This window comes from Flavobacterium silvisoli, from assembly GCF_004329815.1.
GTDB lineage: Bacteria > Bacteroidota > Bacteroidia > Flavobacteriales > Flavobacteriaceae > Flavobacterium > Flavobacterium silvisoli.
In genome coordinates, this window is record NZ_SJPE01000018.1 from 14,793 (window position 1) to 40,369 (window position 25,577).

Genomic DNA, 25,577 nt, shown 5'->3' on the forward strand with positions numbered 1-25,577 from the left:
CCCCAAATTTCTGGTTCCTGACCACAAACTTTCGGTTCCAGACCACAAACTTTCGGTTTTTGACCTCAATTATGTTTTTTGAATGTTGATAATTAGCTGTAATACTGTTGCAATTCCACTCAACTAAGCTTAAATTTGTCGCTAGTGATTTTAGTGGCTCAGCCAGTCAGTCACCCAGTAACTTAGCCTATTTTATACGATGCAAAAATACATTTCCCAACTCAACGAAGCACAACAACAACCGGTTTTGCAAAAGGACGGACCGATGATTATCATTGCCGGTGCCGGTTCGGGGAAAACCCGTGTACTAACTGTTAGGATTGCCAACCTGATGAGCCAGGGCGTGGATGCTTTTAATATTTTGGCATTGACCTTTACCAATAAGGCCGCGCGCGAAATGAAAAAGCGTATTGCAGACATTGTAGGCAGTAACGAAGCCAAGAACCTCTGGATGGGGACCTTCCACTCGGTTTTTGCCAAGATATTGCGAATAGAAGCTGATAAATTGGGCTATCCGTCCAATTTTACCATATATGATACTCAGGACAGTGTTCGTTTGATTTCGGCCATTATCAAAGAAATGCAGTTGGATAAAGACGTTTATAAACCCAAACAGGTGTACAGTCGTATTTCTTCGTATAAAAATTCCCTGATTACCGTAAAGGCATATTTCAACAATCCGGAACTGATGGAAGCCGATGCCATGAGCAAAAAGCCCCGTATGGGAGAAATCTATCAGCAATATGTAGAGCGTTGTTTCAAAAGCGGGGCTATGGATTTTGATGATTTATTGCTGAAAACCAATGAATTGTTGAACCGTTTTCCCGATGTGCTGGCCAAGTATCAGGACCGGTTTCGATACATTATGGTAGATGAGTATCAGGATACCAATCATTCGCAGTATTTGATTGTACGTGCCTTGAGTGACCGGTTTCAAAATATTTGTGTGGTGGGCGATGATGCGCAGAGTATATATGCGTTTCGCGGTGCCAACATCAATAACATTCTCAATTTCCAGAAGGATTATGACAATGTCAAAACCTATCGATTGGAACAAAATTACCGTTCGACCAAAAACATAGTAGAAGCCGCCAATTCGATCATTGATAAAAACAAAACCAAACTCGACAAAGTGGTTTGGACCGCCAATGATTTTGGTCCCAAGATAAAAGTGCACCGCAGCATTACCGATGGAGAAGAAGGCCGTTTTGTAGCCGGAGAAATCTTTGAGCAGAAAATGCGCAACCAGTTGATGAATGGTCAGTTTGCGGTTTTATATCGCACCAATGCTCAATCGAGAGCTATAGAGGATGCTTTGCGCAAGCGCGATATTCCGTACCGAATTTATGGAGGGTTATCATTTTACCAAAGAAAAGAAATCAAGGATGTACTCTGTTATTTGCGCTTGGTCATCAATCCGAAAGACGAAGAAGCATTGATAAGGGTCATCAATTATCCGGCCAGGGGAATCGGAGATTCTACCGTTGAAAAGCTTACCGTTGCGGCCAATCATTACAAGCGTTCCATTTTTGAAGTGATGGAACACATTGATAAAATTGATTTAAAACTAAATTCGGGTACCAAGAACAAACTGCAGGATTTTGTAATGATGATCAAGAGTTTTCAGGTCATCAACGAGCAGCAGGATGCCTTTGTCCTGACCGATCATGTGACCAAAAAAACCGGTTTAATTCAGGAACTCAAAAAAGATGCCACCCCCGAAGGTATTGCCCGCATCGAAAACATAGAAACCCTGATGGGTGGTATTAAAGATTTTATTGAAGGTCAAAAAGAAATTGACGGTGCCCGTGGTGCATTATCAGAGTTTTTAGAAGATGTGGCATTGGCGACCGATTTAGATAAAGATACCGGCGATGACGACCGTGTGGCGTTGATGACGATTCATTTGGCCAAAGGATTGGAGTTTCCGTATGTTTTTGTGGTAGGTATGGAAGAAGATTTATTTCCGAGTGCCATGAGTTTGAATACCAGAAGCGAATTAGAAGAAGAACGCCGTTTGTTTTATGTGGCACTGACCCGAGCCGAGCATCAGGCGTATTTGACCTATGCCCAATCGCGTTACCGCTGGGGAAAACTTACTGATGCAGAACCTTCTCGTTTTATTGAAGAAATTAATGACGAATATCTAGAATATATCAATCCGATGGATCGAGGCAGTTACACTTACAAGCCTACGATTGATTTGGATATTTTTGGAGATGTTGATAAATCAAAATTGCGATTGTCAAAACCAGTGACCGGAATTCCGCCAAAAACTTATGGAGAAGAGCCAACATCTTCGGTAAATATTCGTAAATTGAAGCCGGTATCAGGCAACGCACCGGGCAATTCCAATTTGTTTGACAGTAAATTAACCATAGGTAATATTGTGATGCACGAAAGATTTGGTGAAGGAGAAGTTCTCAATTTGGAAGGGGTGGGTGCCGATAAGAAGGCCGAAATTAAATTTAAAACCGGCGGCATCAAAAAACTGTTGCTTCGGTTTGCTAAATTAGAGGTAATTGGTTAAGAAGAAAGAAGAAAGAGCAAAGAAACAAGACAAAAAAATCGATTAATAAAAAGGGACAAGTCTTTCTTCTTGTTTCTTTTATCTATATTCTCAAAATATGGCAGAATTCATTAAAATTTACGAAGACAAACCCAGCGAAGCAGCCATCAAGAAAGTGGTGGATGTATTGCGAAACGGGGGCTTGATTATTTATCCTACCGATACCGTTTACGGTTTGGGGTGTGATATTACCAATACCAAAGCTTTGGAGCGGGTAGCCAAAATCAAAGACATCAAGTTGGAGAAAGCTAATTTCTCATTCGTGTGCAGCGATTTGAGTAACCTTTCGGATTATGTAAAGCAAATCGATACCTCTACTTTTAAAATTTTAAAAAGAGCTTTGCCGGGACCTTACACATTTATCCTTCCGGGGAATAATGACTTGCCGAAAGAGTTTCGCAAAAAGAAAACGGTAGGTATTCGTGTACCGAATAACAACATTGCTTTAGAGATTGTAAAAATGTTGGGCAATCCCATCGTTTCAACCTCTATACACGATGACGATGAGGTTTTGGAATATTCGACTGATCCCGAATTGATATTTGAGAAATGGCAAAATCGTGTAGACATGGTTATTGATGGCGGTTATGGAGATAACACCCCATCAACCATTATTGATTTATCCGGTTACGAGCCGGTGGTAGTTCGCGAAGGGAAAGGAGACCCGGATATTTTTTAGTATTCAGTTACATTTTTATTGATATCAATAAAAAAACGTCCCGATTTCTCGGGACGTTTTTGTCTATTATCTTTTCGTCTATAATCTCTAAAAAGACTATTTCTTTTGATTTTTCATTTCTTTCTCAATCATATCGTAGAATTCGTCAATTTTAGGCATTACTACAATACGAGTTCTTCTGTTTTTGGCACGATTGTCAGCGGTGTTATTGTCTACTAACGGAATAAATTCACTGCGACCGGCTGCAATTAACTGAGATGGTTTTACTCCTAAATCTTTAGTCAGTACTCTGATGATGGCAGTAGAACGTTTCACGCTCAAATCCCAGTTGTCTAACAATACCGCATTACCTGTAAACGGTACGTTATCGGTATGACCTTCAACCATACATTCAAATGTTGGACGGCTGTTGATTACTTTGGCTACTTTTCCTAATACTTCTTTAGCTCTGTCACTTACCGTATAGCTACCGCTTTTGAACAATAATTTATCGGCAATTGAAATGAAAACTACCCCTTTTTCTACATTGATTTCGATGTCCGGATCAGATATTCCTACCGAGCTTTTTAAGCTGGTTACCAAAGCCAAAGTTACGCTGTCTTTTTTAGTCAGAGCATCCTGAAGACGGCTGATTTTAAGATCTTTTTCTTTTAAACTCTCTAATGATTTTTCAAGGTTTTGTGCTCCTTTGGTAGTTAAAACCGTCAATTCTTTTGAGTTATTGATCAAATCGGAATTGTTTTGTTTTAAGTAATCATTTTGCTTCGAAAGAGCTTCTTTTTCAGAAAGGCATAAGTTTAATTTGACTGTAGTTGAATTCAATAAATCTTGACATTCTTTGTTTTGGGCTTCCAAAGCCGCAATTTTTTTCTTAGAGCCACAAGACGTAAGCGTCAGCGCTGCAAGCGAAAGTGCAAAAATTACTTTTTTCATAAGGTAGTGTGATTAAAATTTTAACAAAAGTACTGATTATTTTAAAGGTAAAGATTATTATTGAATGATAAAATCTTGTTAAAATAACTTCTCAAATACGGTGCCATTCTTGACAAAGTAAGTAAAAACAATGCTTTTGGTTTTATAGTAGTTGTGTGCTTGATGGTCGCTTCTTTTCTTTAATGTTTTGTTAATCAAATGATAAAAGTAAAAATGGGCTTTCAGAATTACCCAACAATGGATGAGCTTTCCTTTCAAAATAAATTGAATTCCGGCTAGGCCGTCTAAACAAAGTCGGGTAAAAATAACCGGAAACAATTGATTTGCCGGTAAGTTTTTGGTCAGCATTAAGAGCGAATTTCGGAAATTCAGAAACGTCTTTTTCGGGTTGCTTTCGTTCAAAGTAGCCCCTCCAACGTGGTAAACAACACTATTTGGGATGTACTTAATTTTATACCCTAAGTTAAAAGCTCGCCAACATAGGTCGATTTCTTCCTGATGAGCAAAAAAATCACCGTCAAAACCGTTCAGTTTGCGGTATAATTCTTTGCGAATGAAAAAACAGGCACCGCTGGCCCAGAAGATTTCGATTTCGTCATTATACTGGCCGTTGTCTTTTTCTATGGTGTCAAAAATACGACCGCGGCAAAACGGATACCCATATTTATCAATAAAACCACCGGCAGCCCCGGCATATTCAAAATACTCTTTGTTTTTGTAATCTAATATTTTGGGTTGGATAATCCCGATGTGTTTTTGGGTTTCGAATTCAGAAAGCACCGCATCCAGCCAACCCTTGGTAACTTCTATATCAGAATTAACCAAAGCATAATATTCTTCTTCTACCTGTTGCAACGCTACATTATATCCATTGGCAAAACCGTAGTTGCCATCATTCTGTATAACTTTTACTGATGGAAAATGTGTTCTGATGACTTCAAGAGAGGCATCTGTAGATGCATTGTCAGCTACATAAACCGTCGCTTTTTCAGAATAGGCCACTACCGAAGGCAAAAATTGCTCTAACAATTTCGCTCCGTTCCAATTGAGTATGACTACCGCTATTTTTTTGTCTGTCATCGGTTATGTATTGGTCTCTCATCTGAGTAATTTGGCAGTTCTTTCAGAAAAACATACTGCTCTTTCTCAAAATCCATTTGGCAAAAGTAATGATTTAGTCCGTTGGTTACCATCAGGTATTTGGCCGTTAATTTCAGATTGTAACGCGCAATTTGATCAAAGGTATCCTGAGTAATTTTAACTTCGGGGGCTTTGCATTCTACCAATAAAAAAATAGAGCCATCCGGTTCAAAAACAACCGCATCGTATCGCTTGTTGATGCCATTTACTTTGACCAGTTTTTCTACGTTGGTATAAGATTTAGGATATTTTTTGTGTTGCAATAGAAACTGAACCGTATGTTGGCGCACCCATTCTTCGGGAGTTAACACCACAAACTTTTTCCTGATTTCATCAAAAACAGATACTTTATTTTCACTATTTTTGAAGCGAAACGAGTAAGCAGGGAAATTGAGTTTTTGCATGAAGCAAAGTTAATTTGAAAATTTGAAAATTTGAAAATTAATATTGTCTGCCGACCGTAACGGAACATTGAATACAATTAAAATGGACGAAGTAGTCAAAATCATCAACGACATCAAAGCGGGTAATATCAAACCCATCTATTTTTTAATGGGTGAGGAACCTTACTATATTGACAAGATTACGGATTATTTAGAAAATAATATTCTAACCGAAGATGAAAGAGGCTTCAATCAAATGATATTATATGGTCGGGATACCACAATTGACGATATAGTGGCCAATGCCAAACGTTTTCCTATGATGGCAGAGCGTCAGGTGGTGATTGTAAAAGAAGCTCAGGATTTGGCTAAAACCATAGATAAATTAGAGTCGTATGCCGAAAACCCTCAACCCACCACGGTTTTGGTTTTTGCCTACAAATACAAAACACTCGACAAACGCAAAAAAATCACAAAAACGCTCGACAAACACGGGTTGGTATACGAAAGTAAAAAGATGTATGAAAACCAAGTGGGTGAGTGGATAAAACGTGTTTTAAAAGGCAGAGGCTATGACATTGAACCAAAGGCCATGATGATGTTGGTAGAATTTTTAGGAAATGATTTGAGTCGCATAGCCAATGAGCTTAACAAGCTCGAAATCATATTACCTAAAGGCAGTACTATTACTCCGCATCATATAGAAGAAAACATTGGGTTCAGCAAGGATTTTAACGTCTTCGAATTTCGTAAAGCTATAGGCGAAAAAAATCAGTTAAAGGCCTATCAAATTGCGAATTATTTTGCCCAAAATCCAAAAGACAATCCTTTGGTTATGACCACTGGTTTGGTATTCAGTTTCTTTTCTTCTTTATTGCAATACCACGGTTTGAAAGATAAATCTCCCGGCAATGTTGCCAAAGTTTTAAAAGTTAATCCTTATTTTATCAAAGATTACGACGTGGCGCTGCGCAATTACCCAATGCGAAAAGTAAGTGCCATAGTTGCAACCCTCAGGGATATCGATATAAAAAGCAAAGGTGTTGGTGCCAATGCTTTACCTCACGGCGATTTGTTGAAAGAGATGCTGGTGGGAATTTTCAATTAAATAAACAACAGGTTTGAATCTATCCGTTTCGGTTTTTGAGGGAAGCTATCCCTAAAGGCTGAAACATAGTGCTTTTTTATTTAAAAAAATACCGATATTTGCCTCTGCTTTAAAATTAAATACCACAAAATTATGGGAATGAATAAGAATACAGTTTTAGGTTGGGCAACCTTTATAATGATAATCATGGGCCTAATTCTGATAGGGCTCGGCGTATACCGTTATGCCGACGTAGCAGGCTGGGGCTTTGGAGCTGTCGGGGTAGGTTTTCTGGCTAATGCCTGGGTTTTCAGTTCGCTCAAAGGAAGAGTTTAAGTAAAATAAATAACAGAAATTAAGAATAAAAATTATGTGTGCAAAAAATGAATTTATGCAAGAGGCTATCAACCTGTCTATCGAAAATGTAAAATCGGGAAAAGGCGGGCCTTTTGGTGCAGTAATCGTGAAAGACGGTAAAATTATTGCCCGCGGAGCCAATGGAGTAACTTCAACAAATGATCCTACGGCACACGCAGAAGTAGTTGCAATCCGCAACGCTTGTAAAGAATTAGGAACGTTTCAATTAGACGGTTGCGAAATTTACACCAGTTGTGAACCCTGCCCTATGTGTTTGGGTGCAATTTACTGGGCACGTCCGGATAAAATGTACTTTGCTAACACAAAGAATGATGCGGCTGAGATTCAGTTTGACGATCAATTCATCTACGAAGAATTAGAACTGCCTTATAACAACCGCAAACTGGCTACCGAGCAAATGATGCGTGAGGAAGCGTTAGAGGCTTTCAAATTATGGTCAGAAAGCATCAATAAAATAGAATATTAATCGCGGTCGCGTATGATTCAATTTATATTAAATAATCGATTGGTTCAAACCGACAGAGCGGCCAGTACTACTTTGCTCGATTTTATTCGGTATGACGAAAATCTCCGCGGAACGAAAATCGGTTGTCGCGAAGGCGATTGCGGGGCCTGTACGGTATTAATTGGTTCACTTAAAGAAGGGAAAGCCCAATACATCAGTGCTACTTCCTGTTTAACGCCTTTGGCCAACGTATATGGCAAGCATGTTGTAACGGTGGAAGGGTTGAATTTGCCCGAAAAATTAAATCAAGTACAGCAAGCTATGGTCGATTGTTCAGGAACGCAATGCGGGTTTTGTACGCCGGGTTTTGTGAACTCGATGAGTGGATTTGCATTGACTTGTTCAGAGCCAACCGTAGAAAAAGCCATCAGTGCTATTGATGGTAATATTTGCCGTTGTACCGGATACAAAACCATAGAACGAGCGGCAGCCAAGGTAACGGAACAACTGTTGCAAAAAGATCAAAAGAATCCTTTGTCCTGGTTGGTTGCCAATAGTTTTGTTCCCGATTATTTTTTAACAATTGAAGAAAGATTAAAAGAATTCCAATCTGACTATTCGTTTACGGGGCAGATTCCTATTGGTGGCGGAACCGATTTGTATGTTCAGAAACACGACGAATTGCACGACATGGATATGGATTATCTGTTCGATAAAAAAGAATTGAACGGAATTATCTTTGAAGGAAATCAATGCAAATTGAAATCTTCGGTAACAGTATCTGATTTAATCGAAAACGAAACTCTATTACACGCGATTCCTAATTGGTACAAGTATCTAAAATTACTTTCTTCAACACCAATCCGCAACATTGCCACCATAGCCGGAAATATAGCAAACGGTTCACCCATAGGTGATTTCACAATTATACTTTTAGCCATGAAAGCTCAATTGACATTGACTAATAAAGAAAATGTCGGCCGAAAAGTCATGCTGAAAGATTTTTATTTGGGCTATAAAACTTTTGATAAAAAAAAAGATGAGATTATCTCCGAAATTACATTTGAAGTGCCGGCTTCGGGTAAATTTAACTTTGAAAAAGTGTGTAAACGCCAGTATTTAGACATTGCCAGTGTGAATACCGCTATGGTAGTTTCTTTAAACCGAAACACTATTGCAGATGCCGATGTTTCTATGGGAGGTGTTGGACCTATTCCAAAATATCTGACTGAAACCAGTGCTTTTTTAATCGGAAAAGAACTCACCGCTACTACTGTAAAAGAAGCAGAACAACTGTTACAAACCGAGCTCGCTCCTATAAGTGATGCCCGCGGTACGGAAGAATACAAGAGACTTTTGGCGCGCCAATTGTTCTTTGCTCATTTCATCACGCTATTTCCTGAAACTATAAAAATCGATAACCTATTATGATTAATATAGATGCTCATAACCACGTAAAAGGAAAATCCATTTATCTGGATGATATTCAGGAAATTCACGGAACACTTTATGCCTTGCCGTTTGATGCCACGGTAGCTCATGCCAAAATAAAAAGTATCGATTTAGAATCAGCACTGAAAACTAAGGGTATAGTGACCATTTTGAAGGCAAAAGATATCCCGGGTCAAAATCAGATTGGCGGTATTTTTCCTGATGAGCCTTTGTTGGCTGATGGAGAAGTACATTTCCGCGGACAGGTCATAGCCATCATTGTAGGAACTACTGAACACCATTGTCGTGTCGCGGCTAAACGGATAAAAGTAGTTTATGATGAATTACCGGTAATTACCGATCCGAGGGAAGCCCAAAAACAGAACCAGTTAATTATGCCACCCCGACAATTCAGGTTGGGCGATACAACTTCCGCCTGGTCGCAATGCGATTATATTTTTGAAGGTCGAAGCGATGTCAACGGGCAGGAACATTTATACATCGAAACTCAAGGAGCTTACGCCCGTCCTAAAGAAGATGGTAGCATTATTGTTTCTTCTTCTACACAAGGACCAACGGCAGTTCAAAGAATGGTAGCTCAAGTATTGGGTATCCCTATGCATAAAGTCGAAATCGATACCGTGCGTTTGGGTGGTGGTTTTGGAGGAAAAGAAGACCAGGCAACCCCTTGGGCTGTTATGGTAGCTTTGGCTGCGCAACATTTACACAAACCGGTAAAAATGTCGATGCACCGCATGGACGATATGCGCATGACCGGAAAGCGTCATCCGTATTCGGCCGATTTTAAAATTGGATTGACCAAAGATTTAAAGATATTGGCCTACGAAGTCACGCATTACCAAAACGCAGGAGCGGCAGCCGATTTATCGCCGGCTGTTATGGAACGTACACTTTTTCATTCTACCAATGCGTACTATATTCCTAATGTAATCGCGAAAGCTTATAGTTGTAAAACCAATTTACCACCCAATACCGCGTTTCGTGGTTTTGGTGGTCCGCAGGGAAAATTTGCCATTGAAGCGGCTATTGTAAAAGCAGCTGAATCCTTAGGGGTAAGTCCGGCCGAAATTCAAAAAGCGAATTTGGTAAAAGAAGGCGATGAGTTGTCTTATGGTCAAATACTGACACAGGTAGAGGCACAAAATGCCTGGGAAACTTGTATGAAAAACTATGACTATGAGAGTCAAAAGCAAAGAGTAGCCGAATTCAATTCGAAAAATACCCGATTCAAAAAAGGCTTAGCCATTCAACCGATTTGCTTCGGAATTTCGTTTACCAATACCATGATGAATCACGCCCGTGCTTTGGTACACATTTATCACGACGGAAGTGTTGTGGTAAGTACCGGTGGGGTCGAAATGGGGCAGGGCTTGAATACCAAAATGCTACAGATTGTGGTGGAAACTTTTGGTATAAATGCGAGTAAAGTCCGAATTGAGTCAACCAATACGTTACGTGTTGCCAATACGTCGCCAACTGCCGCCAGTGCCGGAGCCGACCTGAACGGGAAAGCTTTGCAAATGGCATGTAACGCCTTGTTGGAACGCCTGAAAGCGGTAGCCCAAAAAGAATTTACGGATCAAATTATCGAGTTGAAAGACGAAATGGTTTTTGCCAATGAAGTGAAAACCGAGTTGACTTGGAAGGATTTAGTACTGCGTGCGTTTACACAACGTGTAGCGCTTACAGAAAACGCGCATTATGCCACGCCAACCATCCATTACGATAAAACCAAAGAAAAAGGACATCCGTTTGCATACCACGTGTATGGGACGGCCATTCATGAGGTGACGGTCGATTGTTTAAAAGGAACGTATGATTTTGACAGTGTGAACATTGTACACGATTTCGGAAAAAGCATGAACCCAACGATTGACAACGGCCAGATAGAAGGCGGCTTGGTACAGGGAATGGGTTGGATGACCTTGGAGGAAATCATTTACAACGACCAAGGACGTTTGGTGTCGAATGCATTATCTACCTATAAAGTGCCCGATATTTATTCGGTACCAAAGGTGATTAACATTCAGCATTTGGAAACTGAAGGCCATGAACTCGCCATCAAAAAGTCAAAAGCCGTGGGAGAACCGCCGTTGATGTATGGCATAGGAGCGTATTTTGCGATTCGCAATGCCATCAAAGCCTTTAATCCAAATGCCGATTTAGCGGTGAATGCACCTTATACGCCCGAGAAAGTGCTGATGGATTTATACAAGAAGTCATAAAACACCATTAATTTTAGGATTATGGTGATTGATTTTTATAAAAAAGTTCAGCAAGTACTTCAGGAAGAAAAACGATTGATTCTGATGGTGGTCGTAGCCAATGAAGGCAGTAGCCCCGGAAGAAAAGGCTTTAAAATGTTGGTTTCCCAACAGCAAATGTATGGTACCATTGGTGGGGGTATTATGGAACACAAATTGGTCGAATTTGCCGAAAGCCTTCTGGATAAACCGCGCTTTGAACCGTTTATAAAACATCAGATTCACGACAAATCGGCACCCAAAGATCAATCGGGGATGATTTGTTCCGGGCAGCAAACAATTGCTTTTTACGATATGGATTCCTGTTTTAATTCGGTAATTGAAGAGATTTTATCGGATAAAATGGTGACGATTCACTATTCTAATTACGGAATTTCGACCACTGCACCGCAACATCCTACTTGGCAATTTTCGGAAACGAATGGCTTGGTTCAAAAAGCCTACATTGTTGGCGGAGGTCATGTAGGTTTGGCGTTAAGCGAAATACTGTCCAAATTGGATTTTGAAATTCATTTGCTGGATCATCGGGAGAATCTCAATACGATGGAGGCGAATCATTTTGTCAAAACCAAGAAGGTAATTGATTTTGAATCGATAGAAAATCACATCCCCGAAGGCGATAATGTTTATGTTGTAATTATGTCTTTTGGCTACCGAACCGATGATATTATTATTCGGCGATTGTTGGGTAAAAAATTCAAATACATTGGAATGCTGGGCAGCGCGGCTAAGATTAAAACGCTATTCAAAAACCTCGAAACAGACGGATTTGACAAAGCAGCATTGGCCAAAGTTTATGCGCCTATAGGAATTGACATCAAAAGCGAGACTACCTACGAAATTGCTGTCAGCGTGGCGGCTCAACTTATAAAAATAAGAAATCAAACCAGATGATATCGGTAACAGAAGCTTTCGCAATACTTGAAAACTTTAATTATTCCCGCCGAATAGTTGAACTTCCGTTATTGAATACCCGCAATCATGTCTTGGCAGAAAGAATATTTTCCCCCATCAGTATGCCCCCGTTTCGCCAGGCCACTATGGATGGTTACGCCTTGTGTTTGCATCCTGAGTCACACTATGAAATCGTAGGCGAAATCAAGGCCGGAGATGTTTTTGATAAAACATTACAGCCCGGACAGGCGGTGAAAATTTTTACCGGAGCAGCGGTTCCGCATTCGGCACAAGCCGTGATTCAAATTGAAAAAGTAAGGGTTGAAGCCACCGCTTTAATTCTTCAGGAAAACATAAAGCCTGAAACGAATATCCGTCAAAAGGGCGCTCAGATTTCGGAACAGGACCTCGCTTTGGAAGAAGGGACTTTGCTCCAAACAGCCGCCATAGGTTTCTTGGCCGGACTCGGTAGGCATACCGTTAAAGTATATCAAAAACCAAGCGTGGCTGTTGTTGTTACGGGAAATGAGTTGGTAGAAATCGGCAATCCGTTGCCCGAAGGAAAAGTGTACAACAGCAATACCATCATGCTCCAAACGGCTTTGCTCAACGCCGGTTATGAGCACACAAAAACCTATAAAGTCAAGGATGATTTTCAAAGTACCCAAGTTGTTTTGGAACAAGCTTTGGCTGAAAACGATGTAGTTTTGGTTTCGGGTGGAATTTCGGTGGGCGACTATGATTTTGTGGGTAAGGCACTCGAAAGTTTGAAGGTGGAAACCTTGTTTTATAAAGTGAATCAAAAACCCGGAAAACCCTTGTTGGCCGGTGTAAAAGAGCAAAAACTTATTTTCGCGTTACCCGGTAACCCGGCGGCCAGCCTGACTTGTTTTTATATTTATGTGCGGCCAGCCTTATATCGATATTCAGGGATTGACACGCGCTTTGGTTCGGCTTTACAGCTGAAAATGGCTCATGATTTCTCGGTCGATAATTCACGCGCTCAGTTTTTAAAAGCCTTGGTTTCTGATGAAAAAGTCACGATACTGCCCCATCAGGATTCGGCCATGCTTGATTCGTTTGTTACTGCTAATGCGTTGGCCTTTTTACCCGAAGGACAATATGAAGTGTATCAAAATGATGCCGTCAACATTTATTTGTTATGAAAAAAATACCATTGATAATTTTGCTGTTTTCTGTAATCGGATTATCCGTTAAGGCACAAAGACCAATTCAGCCTACGGATTTGTTGACCGTTTTCGGAAAAGTAAAATCGGAACAAAAAATCACCTTGAAATTACTGGACAGTTTTCCGAAGCAAAAGGTTAAGGATTTGATTCTTTACAACCATAAAGGCGAAATCAAGGATACTGTTCAAAACATGAAAGGCGTTTTGCTGAAAGAGATATTGGCTAAAGTAGACTATGTGTATGAAAAACCTAAAAATCTCAACACATTTTATTTTGTTTGTACTGCTTCTGATGGATACAAAGTAGTGTTTTCATGGAATGAAATTTACAATACCGAAGTGGGCAATAACCTGTATTTTATTACAGAAATGAAAGGCAAAAGCATAAAAGACTCAGATCAAAGAATTTTGCTGATAGCCACCAGCGATTTGAAAGCGGGCAGGCGGTATGTTAAAGGTTTGGAAAGCATCGAAGTTAAGCAAGTCGAGTAGTGTTCTTTAACCGAATAGTTTTTACATTTACAGTTAAATTAAGAGTATGATTTTCAGCGAAATATTGACTTCTCCGTTACTACTGGTATTGTTGGCTGTAGTGGCTTTTTTATATGCCAGTGTCGGCCACGGTGGCGCCAGCGGTTATTTGGCTTTAATGAGTCTTTTCGGTTTTTCGGTAACGTTTATGAAACCTACGGCTTTGGTGCTGAATATTTTGGTATCGGCCATTTCGTTTTATTTCTTTTACCGCGAAAAAAAGTTTGAATGGAAATTGTTTTATCCCTTTGCATTGACATCAGTTCCGTTTTCATTTCTAGGCGGCATGATAACCATAGAAACCCATTGGTACAAAATCATTTTAGCCACCTTTTTAGTACTGGCAGTCGCCCGATTGTTGGGATTGTTTGGAGATGAAAAGATAAACAGAAAACCTTTAAATATGTCGTTGGCTTTGGGCATTGGTGCAACTATCGGTTTTCTGTCAGGGTTAATTGGCATTGGCGGAGGTATAGTTTTGAGTCCGGTATTATTGCTTTTGGGTTGGGCTAATATCAAGCAAACGGCCGCAGTGTCGGCTTTGTTTATTTTGGTTAATTCGGTTTCCGGTTTTTTCGGATTTGTGACACGCGGTGGTGAATTGCCTGCTTCTTCTTCTGCATTGATAGCAGTGGTTTTGACAGGTGGAATTCTCGGAGGATATTACGGAAGTAAAAAATTCAATACTCACACCTTGAGAACCGTTTTGGCTTTTGTTTTAGGTATAGCCATTTTGAAATTATATACAACATAAGTTATGATAATCAAATGTTCGGTAAAATATTATGGTATCATCAGCGACATAGTTCAGATGGATACTGATGTGGCAGAGTTTAACTCTTTTGTTCCTACTTTGAACGATGTAAAGCTTGTATTGGAAAAGGCATACCCCGATATCAAAGAAGTGGATTATTTGTTTGCAGTCAATCATAAATTGGTTTCCGATTTGACGTTGGAACTGAAACAGAACGATGAGATTGCTTTATTACCGGCATTTTCAGGAGGATAATAGAGAGGATGGTGTACAGCAAACGATACGATAAACAAATCCGACTGACAGAAATAGGCCTTTCGGGTCAGGAAAAACTAGGCAAAGCTAAAGTGTTGGTCATTGGTGCCGGCGGTTTGGGCTGTCCTGTGCTGCAAAATTTGGTCGCAGCCGGAGTAGGTTGTGTCGGAATCGCAGACGGCGATGTCGTAGAAGAAACCAATTTGCACCGACAACTATTATATACTAAAGACGATTGCGGGAGCAACAAAGCCGTGGTCGCTGCCGAATCACTGTTGCGCCAAAATCCCGAAGTTCAAGTCATTCCATACGCTTGTTTTTTTACACAAAATACCGCTCGTGAATTGGTCTCAGACTACCACATTCTGGTCGATTGTACCGATAATCTGGCGGCGCGTTATTTGATTAATGATGCAGCATTAGCTTTGAATATCCCGATGGTCTATGCTTCGATTCACAAATTTGAAGGGCAACTTTCGGTTTTCAATTACGAAAACGGACCAAGTTATCGCTGTTTGTTTCCGGAAAAAGACCGATTAGTTCAAGTTGATACTTGTGCCGACTTGGGCGTTTTGGGCGTGCTGCCTAATATCTTGGGAGCCATGCAGGCTAACGAAGTTTTAAAAATAGTTTTAGGAATCGGTACGGTTTTAAGCAGCAAATTGATGTTGTATCACGGATTAAATAATTCGATACAAATTATTGATTTTCAAAAAAATGAATTTGAAATTAGTAAAGGAAAGCAACAAGGGTTTAATCTCCTGAATTCAAAACCGAGTGCTGAGGTCAACAGTATAACGACTACGGAATTTTTGAATGCCCTCTCAGACGAGAACAATCTGGTGGTGGACGTACGGGAGTCGTACGAAGAACCTAAATTGACGACAGGAAATTATAAGTCGGTGCCTCTAGCACAACTGGAATCCTTTGTGATAAAATACCATAAGAATACCCGTATCCTTCTTTTTTGTCAAAACGGAACCCGAAGTCGGTTGGCCGCCGAGTATTTAAGCAAACAAGGATTTACCCAGGTGTCTCATTTGCAGAACGGCATTGAGGCCTTAGAAAAAACAACCTATTAAATGGAAAATAATAAACCCAAAAAAACGTCTTTTGTAGAAGGCCCCATTTCGGCCGATTTCATTGGGAATTCTATTGCCAAGCATCAAAGCAAAACAAGCATTGGCGCGCACAATATTTTCCTGGGGCAGGTGCGTGCCGATGTGATTGAAGGAAAGAAAGTAGTAGCCATCGAGTATACCGCATACGAAGCCATGGCCGACACTGTTTTTCATGAGATTCGAGAAGCGGCTTTTGCCAAATACGACCTGATCTGTCTACATATTTACCACAGTTTGGGCGTAGTGAAAGCCGGAGAAATTTGTTTGTTCGTTTTTGTTTCGGCCCCACGACGTAAAGTGACTTTTGAAGCCTTGGAGTTTCTGGTGGAAACCATAAAAGCGAAAGTTCCTGTTTTTGGAAAAGAATTATTAGAAGACGACAGTTACATCTGGAAAAAAAACACATAAAATGGTTGACATCACACACAAAATTACAACACTCAGAACTGCCGTTGCGCAAGCCATAGTTAAGGTGGGTTCCAACGAAACGATACAAGCCGTTTTGAACAAACAGGTTCCCAAAGGCGATGTGCTGGAGGTAGCCCGAACCGCGGGTTTATTTGCCGTAAAAAACACTTCAAGCGTCATCCCGGATTGCCATCCGATGCCCATTGAGTTCACCGGAATTCAGTACGAATGTTTAGAAGATGCCATCCAAATAGAAGTAACGGTAAAAACGATTTACAAAACCGGTGTAGAAGTAGAAGCCATGCACGGGGCATCTATAGTGGCGTTGACCATTTACGATATGCTCAAACCCATTGATAAAAATGTAGAGATCGCCACGGTAAAATTGGTACACAAAAAAGGCGGTAAATCCGATTTTGGCGGAAAAGCAACCCCCAATCTTTCAACAGCCGTGGTGGTGTGTTCTGATAGTGTTTCGGCCGGTACCAAATCGGATGCTTCGGGCAAAGCAGTTGTTGAAAAACTCGAAAAACTGGGATTGACCATTTCACACTACACGGTTGTTTCGGATACCATTACCGAAATTCAACATGCGGTTGAAAATTTATGTAAACAAAAAACAGATTTGATTCTGCTCACCGGAGGTACCGGTTTATCCCATAACGATGTGACGCCCGAAGCGGTAATCCCATTACTAGATCGAAGGATTCCGGGTATCGAGGAAGCCATCCGTGCCTACGGACAGCAAAGAACTCCATTCGCTATGCTATCGCGCAGTGTCGTCGGATTTAAAGGCGATAGTTTGATTATGGCTTTGCCGGGCTCGGTCAGTGGTGCTGTTGAATCCATCGATGCGGTCTTTCCATCGGTCTTGCATTTATTTAAAGTCTTGAACGGTTTCGATCATGGAAAATAAAACCATGTTGAAGGATGCTTTGGGGCGCGAACACAATTATCTGCGCATTTCAATTACAGAACATTGTAATTTGAGATGTACCTACTGCATGCCCGAAGAAGGAATCGCATTGACACCCAAGCCGCATCTTATGACGGCAGAAGAAATCATTTACATCGCCCAAATTTTTGTTGCTAACGGAGTTTCAAAAATTCGGCTAACGGGTGGTGAGCCTTTGGTGCGCAAAGATGCCAAAGCCATCATTTTGCAGCTTGGAAAATTGGGTGTCGATTTGACAATTACGACCAATGGCATTTTGGTGCCAAACTTCATAGAAACGTTTCAAGCTGCCGGAATTCATACGGTCAACATTAGTATTGACAGTTTAGTCGAAAAAAAATTCAATGCCATCACACGCCGAAATTACTTTGATACCGTCATGCAAAACATAGACTTGCTGCTCTTGCAAGGGTTTCGCGTGAAGCTGAATGTGGTGCTGATGAAAAATTTTAACGACAATGAAATTATCGATTTTATCGCCTTGACCAAAGACAAAAGTGTCCAGGTTCGCTTTATCGAATTCATGCCGTTTACCGGAAATCATTGGGACAAATCCAAACTGGTGTCTTATGCCGAAATTATGGATACCCTTCAATCAGCATACGCCTTATCCGAAATTGAGCGTTTGACCGATGCTCCGAATGATACGGCTAAGAATTTTAAGATCAAATCGCATTTGGGCAGTTTTGCGGTGATTAGTTCTGTGACCAATCCGTTTTGCAGTACGTGCAACCGCATTCGGCTCACGGCCAACGGTAAACTCAAAAACTGTTTGTTTTCCAATTCCGAAACGGCTTTATTGGATACACTTCGCGCCGGTGAATCTATCATACCGTTGATTCAGAATAACTTGCTTTCCAAAAAAGCGGTCCGTGGGGGTATGGATGACGATCTGAAATTTCAAAATCCCGAATTATTCTCTCAAAACCGCAGTATGATTGCTATCGGGGGATAATTTTTTAGGCATCAAACTTTAAGCCTGGCAAAAGATGTTTTTGGTCGATTAATTTTCCGTTCAACGGCAGTAATTGTTGTTTCAGCTATTAATTTTGTTGTTTTGTCTTTTTTAAGGAGAAGAGTTTTACAGCTTGCAGATATTTGTATTGGCTTAATGCCCCAAATTTAACCCTTAAAGCCTTTTTTATGCAATTAACTCTATCTAACCAGAAGGTTAAAATTCTGCTATTTTTTCTGATTTTAACGTTGTCTGCCGGGAATGTTTCCGCGGCGGCTTACAAAGTAACCGGAATTACGGTTAGTCCGCAATCGACTACTGTTACTTACGGAACCGTTTCAAGTACCACCTACACGTTGACACTTACCGAGAGTGGTAACGGAAATCCATCTTCATCCAGCACTTTTTCAATAAACTGGACTGCACCGTTAGGAGTATCGGTCAGTGGTTTAGGAACAATCAGTCTAACCGGGAATGGTCAAAAAGTAACTTTTACGGTCACAACCTCAATTAATACACCGGCCGGAACGACTCAGTTTACTATTTCAAGTACCAACAATAATGTGACTTCTGCAAGTAGTGATTTTGTAGTGGATAAAAGAGATTTGACTATAACAGCTAACAATCAGACTAAAGTGTACGGCACGACCCAGTCAAGCTCTGTAGTTGGCTCTACGGCTTTTACTTCGAGCGGATTAGTGGGTACTCAAACTATAGGGAGTGTAACATTATCTTACGGATCAGGAGCACTTACTGCTGCTGCTGTTGTAGGTTCAACTTCAACAATTACACCTAGTGCTGCTACCGGAGGGACATTTTTAATAAATAACTACAATATAATTTATGTAAATGGTTCGTTGACGGTTATTAAAGCTACTCCCACTGTAACGCCAACTGTTGGTACCTACACCTACAATGCTTCAGCTCAAGGGCCAAATGCTGCAACCAATACCGGTACCGGTACCACTTACACTTATACATATACCGGAACCGGCTCTACGGTTTACAATGCTTCATCAACACGTCCTACTAATGCCGGTACATATACTGTTGTAGCTACTGTTGCTGCTACTACCAATTACAATACTGCCAGTTCATCAGCCGTTGCATTTACGATTCAAAAGGCGACACTTACCGTTACAGCTTCAAATGCTGCGAAAGATTACGGAACAACTTATACATTAGGAACTACTGCTTTTACTTCCAGCGGTTTGTTGGGAGGTCAAACTATAGGAGGAGTTACTTTAACAAGTGCCGGTGCCGCTTCTACAGCAGCTCCCGGAGTTTATCCGATAGTTCCTTCTGCCGCTACAGGAGGAACGTTTAATCCGCTCAATTATACCATCACTTATGCAAACGGTTCGTTGACTGTTAATCAGGGTTCAGTAGGAGGAACGGTTTCAGGCGGTACTATGGTATGTAGCGGCGGCACAACAATACTGGTGCTTTCGGGTCAAGTGGGAACCGTAATCCGTTGGGAATCTTCAACAGCACCATTTACTACTTGGACAACAATAGCAAATACCAGTGAAACGTATACTACAACACCCATAACCCAAACCACAAGATTCAGAGCAGTTGTCAAATCCGGAAACAGTCCGGAGAGTACTTCAACAGCTGCCGAGGTAACAACAGGAACTTCAACCACATGGAATGGTACAGCTTGGAGTAATGGTGCACCCGATTCATCAAAAACGGCTACTATATCGGGAGCATACACTTCAAACGGTACTAATATCAATGCCTGTTCGTTAACCGTCAATAACAATGCTGTGGTTGTGATTTCTTCAGGTGATTCGGTTATTTTGAACGGAGCGTTGACTGTAGCCAATGGCAGCACGATGACTTTCAACAATAACGCTAATTTAGTTCAAAGCGGTACTACCAATACCAACTCGGGTTCAGTAATTTTTAAACGTGAGAGTGCTCTCATCAAGCGTTTGGATTATACTTTATGGTCTTCACCGGTAGCCAGTCAGCAATTACAGGCATTTTCTCCTCAAACCATGAGCAACCGTTTTTATTCCTATAATTCCGCAACCAACTTGTATGATCAAATAGCTACACCTTCAACAACTAATTTTGATACAGCTAAAGGATACTTAATCAGAGTGGCCAATAACCATTCTGCTACAACACCGATGCCTTGGTTAGGACAATTTACCGGTGTGCCGAATAACGGTAATTACTCCTATACACTTGCTAACGGAGCAGCCGGTAATCGTTTCAATTTAGTGGGAAATCCTTATCCGTCTCCAATTTATATAGATGAATTCATTAACAATCCTAATAATAAAATAACCATAACCGGAACGTTATATTTTTGGAGAAAAACCAATGGTTCGTCTAATCCAAGCTATTGCACTCTCACGCCACTGGGCGGATTTGTAAGCAACGGTCATGCTTCTGCTAATGCTTTTGCTCATAATCCAAACGCTATAATTGAGCCTGGACAAGGCTTTTTTGTGGAAGGTACCGGAAACGGAAATGGTAAAGTAGAGTTTGATAATTCGATGCGTGCTAATACACATTACAACCACTTTCTTAAAACGGCTACTGTGGAGCGTCACCGCATTTGGTTGAATGTTACCAATACCAGTGGTGCTTTTTCTCAAGCGATGGTGGGCTATTTAACCGATGCCACTCAGGATGTTGACATGTATATTGACGGAAAATATATCAATGACGGAGAAATAGCGTTGGCTTCATTAATTGGAACAACACCTTACGCTATTCAGGGAAGAGCATTGCCATTTGATGCCAGTGATGTCGTTCCGATGAGTTTTAAAGCAACCAATGCCGGCGATTACACCATCGCTATTGATCACACTGACGGATTGTTTTCGGAAGGGCAGACGGTTTACTTGCGTGATAACCTGACAGGAACTGTTCATAATCTGAGTTCGGGTGACTATACCTTCAGCTCAGAAGCGGGCAGTTTTGATACGCGTTTTGAATTGATTTACCAAATGCCTTTGGGAGTTTCCAATCCGAAATTCAATGCCGGTCAGGTAGTCATTTACCGAGATGCCGGAAATAATTTAATCATCAACACCGGTACAGAGAGCATGGCTGCTGTAAAAGTGTTTGACATTAACGGCAAGTTGATTTTAGAGAAGAGCGACATTCATAACACACAAACTTCGTTATACATTGGTTTATCCAATGAAGTTATTTTGGTACAAATTGAGACTGAAAACGGTACTATAGTGACTAAAAAATACCTGCTGCAACGCATGACGCTCAAGAAAGACAAAAATACCATAGAGAAAACGCAGATTGCAAATGATGAGTAATTTTGTTAATTAAGATGAATACCTTTATAAAAGTCCCTGTTTTAATAGGGACTTTTTAATTTTTTATTTAATATTATGCAAATCAACTCTTGCTTGTTTTTAATTTAAATCTATATTTGTAGGTTCGCAATTAAAAAAAGAAATCACTTGCACTCAAGAGAACTATTCAGCAACAGCGTTTGGATTAACAACCAATTACAACCGGCTACTATTTGTTACGAAAACGGAATTATTACCGCTATTCATTTTGAAAAAAAGGTTACTGCCGAAGACTATGGTCATGCCGTCATCATGCCCGGAGTGGTGGATGTGCACGTTCATGTGAATGAGCCGGGGCGTACCGAATGGGAAGGTTTTGAAACGGCCACACAAGCGGCCGCCGCTGGAGGCACTACCACCATTATCGATATGCCGCTCAATGCCAGTCCGGTGACCACTACGTTAAAGGCGTTTGAGGACAAGTTAGCGGCCACTTCCGGGAAAATGCATGTTAATGTAGGTTTTTATGCAGGTCTGATTCCGGGCAATGTAGCGCATTTAAAGGCGATGCTACAAGCCGGAGTGGTAGGTGTAAAATGTTTCCTGACCCATTCCGGGATTGACGAATTTCCGAATGTGACTGAAAAAGAGTTGGATGAAGCAATGCCTATCATAGCCCAATACAATGCCCCATTATTAGCGCATTGCGAACTATATGATACCGAAGTAGCCTGCGGTTTTGAAGAGCATCCGACAAGCTACCCTCATTACTTAGCCAGTCGTCCAAAACAATGGGAAAATGATGCCATTGCCTTGATGATTCGCAAATGCCGTGAGCACAATTGCCCGGTACACATCGTACATGTGGCCTCGGCGGAAGCATTGGCACTGATCGAAGCCGCCAAAAAAGAAGGATTGCCCATCACAGCAGAAACCTGTACCCAATACATCTATTTCAATGCCGAGGACATTCCGGATGCGCGTTGCATTTACAAATGCGCTCCGCCCATTCGGGAAAAGGCGAATAACGAACAATTGAAAAAAGCGCTGCTTTCGGGCGTATTGGATTTTATCGCTACCGATCATTCTCCGGCACCGCCCGGCATCAAGGAAATGGAAAGCGGAAATCTCAAAAAGGCTTGGGGAGGCATAGCCGGAATTCAGTTTTTACTCAGCGGTTCTTGGACGGCCGTGAAAGATATTATGACCTTGGAGCAATTTATTCCGTTGGTGACATCAAAACCGGCGGCTTTCATTAAAGCAGAAAAGAAAGGTGCCATAGCCATTGGCAATGATGCGGATATCGTGATTTGGCATCCTGAAGCAACAACAACCATCAAAGACGAAGACGTATGGTTTCGGTATAAAATCAGTCCGTACATCGGGCAAAATTTATACGGAACGGTTTCAGAAACCATCGTCAACGGCGAAACGGTTTATCAAAATAATTTAATAAAAAATAAAAATAAAGGAAAATGGCTTTTACAAAAGTAACCGAGATTATCAAAGAATCACCGGCATTTACACAATTGACGGATTTGGCAGCCCAACGTTTGGGTGGAAAAGTGCTCTATGCTACCGATGATTTTTTTGCCGAAAAAGAGAATTTAATTTTACCCACACGCGGTGTTTTTATAGCCGATAAATACACCGACCGCGGTAAATGGATGGACGGTTGGGAAAGCCGAAGAAAAAGAACACCGGGTCACGATTGGGCAGTGATTCAATTGGCCACTTCGGGAAAAATCAAAGGCTTTGATATTGATACCCATTTCTTTTTGGGGAACCATCCGCCACATGCTTCCATCGAAGCGGTATATCTGGAAAGTACTGACGGAATCACCGATTGGGACAATGTAGCCTGGAAGGAAATCCTGCCAAAATCCCATCTGGATGCCGGTTCGCAAAATTTCTATGACTGTCAAAACGATGAAATTTTTACACATGTACGTTTGCACATTTATCCTGATGGAGGCGTTGCCCGTTTCAGAGTGTATGGCGAGGTTTTCAAAAACTGGGAAACCTTTGATGCTTCTCAAGAATTAGACTTAATAGCAGCGATTAATGGCGGTCAGGCGATTGCCTGTAACGATATGTTCTTCAGTTCGATGAGCAACTTAATCATGCCGGGTCGTGGCGTAAACATGGGCGATGGCTGGGAAACCAAAAGGAACCGAACGCCGAACAACCGCGATTGGGTAATTCTGAAATTGGCTCATAAAGGAATCGTTGACAGAATCATAGTGGATACCTGTCATTTCAAAGGGAATTATCCTGACAGTTGTTCGATTGAGGCTTGTGTTTCGATGACCGATGAGGTAGCCAATGCCGATTGGAAAATGTTATTGCCGCAGCAAAAATTAAATGCCGATCATATTCACGAGTACGTTTCAGAAGTAGCGGCTTTGGGAGCCATCACACACATTCGGTTGAATATTTTTCCGGATGGAGGTGTCAGCCGTTTGCGACTTTTTGGTAAAATCAATAAATAAGCGCTTTGAATACTTTTATCCTTATCGTTTTGTATGTGATTTATTTCAGCGTCCTGATTACGTTGGGCTATATCTCGTATAAAATGCCGAAAATTAAAGTCACGAAATCGGATAACGATTCTGAAGAAACCCAGGAAATCAAAGTCACCAGCCAAAATTACATTTATACCGGAATTTTACTTTCGATAGTTGGAATTTTGGTCAATACGTATTTTTTGGTGCAGGGCACTCCGCTCGAAAACCACATGATGGAATGGCTCAATATCGTCATTCGATTGATGCACATCACCTTTGGAATTGCCTGGATTGGTGCTTCGTTTTATTTTGTATTTCTGGAAAACGCCCTGAACCGTACCGAAGATGTACGCGATGAATTGGCCGGTAATCTTTGGGCCGTACACGGCGGGGGATTTTATTATTTGGAAAAATACAAAATTGCGCCCAAGACCATTCCGAAACATTTGCATTGGTTCAAATACGAGGCGTACTTTACCTGGCTTTCGGGTTTTTGTTTGCTTTTTGTGGTGTATTATTTCAATGCTTCTGCCTTCTTAATCGATAAGAATGTGTTAGACATCACCGTGACTCAGGCCATTCTGACCGGAGTGGGCTCGTTTGTCGTGGCTTGGATTATTTATGACCAAATGTGTAAATCGGCTTTAATCAAAAACCAGCTGGCATTTGCGCTTATTGGTTTTGCATTGTTGATTGGTTTTGCTTTTTTCTATTGTCATGTGTTCAGTGCTCGAGCCGCCTATATTCATTTTGGGGCTATGATCGGAAGTTTGATGGTTGCCAATGTGTTTTTTGTCATCATTCCGGCGCAGAAAGCCATGGTAGCGGCAGGCAAATTGGGGCAACCGCTCGACCCAACTTTAGGAAAAAAAGCTTTAGCCCGTTCGTTGCACAACAACTATTTTACACTACCGGTGTTGTTTGTGATGGTGAGCAACCATTTTCCGTCTACTTTCGGGTATGAGTATCCGTGGTTGGTTTTGGCTATCATTTCCTTGGGAGCAGCAGGCGTGAAGCACTATTTGAATTTAAAAGAAAAGAAACAACTCAATGTTTGGATTTTACCCGTTTCGGTTTTGATCTTATTAGCCGCTTGTTTCATCACAGCACCCAGCACCAACCCGAATGAGTGTAAAAAGGAAGTCAGCATCACCGAAGTTCAGGAAATTGTACAGAAACGCTGCGTACAATGCCATTCGGCTACACCAACAGACGACACGTATAAAGTGGCGCCCAACGGGGTGAAATACGATACGCCCGAAGATATTTTTAAGAAAAAAGATTTAATCATGCAGCGCGTGGTGATTACCAAAACGATGCCGCAAAACAATAAAACCAACATAACCGAAGAAGAACGTCAAACTATCCGTTGTTGGATTGAGCAGGGGGCTTCACTCAAATAA

General features: G+C 41.1%; 22 protein-coding genes and 2 pseudogenes. 21 read left to right on the plus strand and 3 right to left on the minus strand.

Annotation, left to right across the window (positions count from 1 at the left end):
• Positions 1 to 199 precede the first annotated feature (199 nt).
• Both EZL74_RS11840 and EZL74_RS11845 read left to right on the plus strand, forming a co-directional pair.
• Positions 200 to 2,530: an ATP-dependent helicase gene (locus EZL74_RS11840; protein WP_131476832.1), complete on the plus strand. Its 2,331-nt coding sequence runs from the start codon at positions 200 to 202 to the stop codon at positions 2,528 to 2,530.
• 97 nt (positions 2,531 to 2,627) lie between these two features.
• Positions 2,628 to 3,248 carry an L-threonylcarbamoyladenylate synthase gene (locus EZL74_RS11845; protein ID WP_131476833.1) on the plus strand — a complete coding sequence of 207 codons (621 nt, stop codon included), beginning with the start codon at positions 2,628 to 2,630 and terminating at the stop codon, positions 3,246 to 3,248.
• Between the two features lie 96 nt (positions 3,249 to 3,344).
• Here EZL74_RS11845 and EZL74_RS11850 read toward each other — a convergent pair whose 3' ends face one another.
• The 3 genes from EZL74_RS11850 to EZL74_RS11860 form a co-directional block, all read right to left on the minus strand.
• On the minus strand, positions 3,345 to 4,181 hold the full coding sequence (locus tag EZL74_RS11850; RefSeq protein ID WP_131476834.1) for an OmpA/MotB family protein: 837 nt from the start codon (positions 4,179 to 4,181) through the stop codon (positions 3,345 to 3,347).
• A 78-nt stretch (positions 4,182 to 4,259) separates the two neighbouring features.
• Entirely contained in the window at positions 4,260 to 5,261 is a 1,002-nt protein-coding gene (locus EZL74_RS11855; protein WP_131476835.1) for a glycosyltransferase family 2 protein, read from the minus strand.
• Positions 5,258 to 5,725 (minus strand): type I restriction enzyme HsdR N-terminal domain-containing protein, encoded by a 468-nt coding sequence (locus tag EZL74_RS11860; RefSeq protein WP_131476836.1) that lies wholly within the window; start codon positions 5,723 to 5,725, stop codon positions 5,258 to 5,260. The genes EZL74_RS11855 and EZL74_RS11860 overlap by 4 nt, the downstream gene beginning before the upstream one ends.
• 82 nt (positions 5,726 to 5,807) lie before the next feature.
• On the opposite strand from EZL74_RS11860, the gene holA reads away from it, so the two are divergent.
• The 19 genes and pseudogenes from holA to EZL74_RS11950 all read left to right on the plus strand — a co-directional run bounded on the left by holA (position 5,808) and on the right by EZL74_RS11950 (position 25,577).
• Positions 5,808 to 6,812: a DNA polymerase III subunit delta gene (gene holA / locus EZL74_RS11865; RefSeq protein WP_131476837.1), complete on the plus strand. Its 1,005-nt coding sequence runs from the start codon at positions 5,808 to 5,810 to the stop codon at positions 6,810 to 6,812.
• A 132-nt stretch (positions 6,813 to 6,944) separates the two neighbouring features.
• Positions 6,945 to 7,127, plus strand: a complete 183-nt coding sequence (locus tag EZL74_RS11870; protein WP_131476838.1) for a CAL67264 family membrane protein — start codon at positions 6,945 to 6,947, stop codon at positions 7,125 to 7,127.
• Between the two features lie 55 nt (positions 7,128 to 7,182).
• The gene (locus EZL74_RS11875) at positions 7,183 to 7,635 is read left to right on the plus strand and encodes a nucleoside deaminase (protein WP_131476839.1); all 453 of its coding nucleotides are present in this window, start codon (positions 7,183 to 7,185) and stop codon (positions 7,633 to 7,635) included.
• 12 nt (positions 7,636 to 7,647) lie between these two features.
• On the plus strand, positions 7,648 to 9,045 hold the full coding sequence (locus EZL74_RS11880; protein WP_131476840.1) for an FAD binding domain-containing protein: 1,398 nt from the start codon (positions 7,648 to 7,650) through the stop codon (positions 9,043 to 9,045).
• Positions 9,042 to 11,291, plus strand: a complete 2,250-nt coding sequence (locus EZL74_RS11885) for a xanthine dehydrogenase molybdopterin binding subunit (protein ID WP_131476841.1) — start codon at positions 9,042 to 9,044, stop codon at positions 11,289 to 11,291. The genes EZL74_RS11880 and EZL74_RS11885 overlap by 4 nt, the downstream gene beginning before the upstream one ends.
• A gap of 21 nt (positions 11,292 to 11,312) precedes the next feature.
• Positions 11,313 to 11,507: pseudogene (locus EZL74_RS13340) on the plus strand (XdhC family protein); the annotation flags it as partial.
• Between the two features lie 228 nt (positions 11,508 to 11,735).
• A pseudogene (locus EZL74_RS13345) lies at positions 11,736 to 12,224 on the plus strand (XdhC family protein); the annotation flags it as partial.
• Positions 12,221 to 13,390, plus strand: a complete 1,170-nt coding sequence (locus EZL74_RS11895) for a molybdopterin molybdotransferase MoeA (RefSeq protein WP_131476843.1) — start codon at positions 12,221 to 12,223, stop codon at positions 13,388 to 13,390. The pseudogene EZL74_RS13345 and the gene EZL74_RS11895, both read left to right, overlap by 4 nt.
• Complete coding sequence (locus EZL74_RS11900; RefSeq protein ID WP_131476844.1) at positions 13,387 to 13,905, plus strand: molybdopterin-binding protein; 519 nt, start codon at positions 13,387 to 13,389, stop codon at positions 13,903 to 13,905. The genes EZL74_RS11895 and EZL74_RS11900 overlap by 4 nt, the downstream gene beginning before the upstream one ends.
• A 46-nt stretch (positions 13,906 to 13,951) precedes the next feature.
• Complete coding sequence (locus EZL74_RS11905; protein ID WP_131476845.1) at positions 13,952 to 14,698, plus strand: sulfite exporter TauE/SafE family protein; 747 nt, start codon at positions 13,952 to 13,954, stop codon at positions 14,696 to 14,698.
• A gap of 3 nt (positions 14,699 to 14,701) precedes the next feature.
• A complete protein-coding gene (locus EZL74_RS11910; protein WP_131476846.1) occupies positions 14,702 to 14,953 on the plus strand; it encodes a MoaD/ThiS family protein in 252 nt (83 codons plus the stop codon).
• 8 nt (positions 14,954 to 14,961) lie between these two features.
• Entirely contained in the window at positions 14,962 to 16,035 is a 1,074-nt protein-coding gene (locus tag EZL74_RS11915) for a HesA/MoeB/ThiF family protein (protein WP_131476847.1), read from the plus strand.
• On the plus strand, positions 16,036 to 16,482 hold the full coding sequence (locus tag EZL74_RS11920) for a molybdenum cofactor biosynthesis protein MoaE (RefSeq protein ID WP_131476848.1): 447 nt from the start codon (positions 16,036 to 16,038) through the stop codon (positions 16,480 to 16,482).
• Position 16,483: 1 nt separating this feature from the next.
• Positions 16,484 to 17,398: a bifunctional molybdenum cofactor biosynthesis protein MoaC/MoaB gene (gene moaCB, locus EZL74_RS11925; RefSeq protein ID WP_131476849.1), complete on the plus strand. Its 915-nt coding sequence runs from the start codon at positions 16,484 to 16,486 to the stop codon at positions 17,396 to 17,398.
• A complete protein-coding gene (gene moaA, locus EZL74_RS11930; protein ID WP_240034595.1) occupies positions 17,388 to 18,392 on the plus strand; it encodes a GTP 3',8-cyclase MoaA in 1,005 nt (334 codons plus the stop codon). Before moaCB ends, moaA begins: the two co-directional genes overlap by 11 nt.
• 188 nt (positions 18,393 to 18,580) lie before the next feature.
• A complete protein-coding gene (locus EZL74_RS11935; RefSeq protein WP_131476850.1) occupies positions 18,581 to 21,688 on the plus strand; it encodes an MBG domain-containing protein in 3,108 nt (1,035 codons plus the stop codon).
• Positions 21,689 to 21,835: 147 nt separating this feature from the next.
• Positions 21,836 to 23,161 carry an allantoinase AllB gene (gene allB / locus EZL74_RS11940; RefSeq protein WP_161971732.1) on the plus strand — a complete coding sequence of 442 codons (1,326 nt, stop codon included), beginning with the start codon at positions 21,836 to 21,838 and terminating at the stop codon, positions 23,159 to 23,161.
• The gene (gene alc / locus EZL74_RS11945; protein ID WP_131476852.1) at positions 23,143 to 24,159 is read left to right on the plus strand and encodes an allantoicase; all 1,017 of its coding nucleotides are present in this window, start codon (positions 23,143 to 23,145) and stop codon (positions 24,157 to 24,159) included. Before allB ends, alc begins: the two co-directional genes overlap by 19 nt.
• Before the next feature lie 5 nt (positions 24,160 to 24,164).
• Positions 24,165 to 25,577 (plus strand): urate hydroxylase PuuD, encoded by a 1,413-nt coding sequence (locus EZL74_RS11950; protein WP_204745138.1) that lies wholly within the window; start codon positions 24,165 to 24,167, stop codon positions 25,575 to 25,577.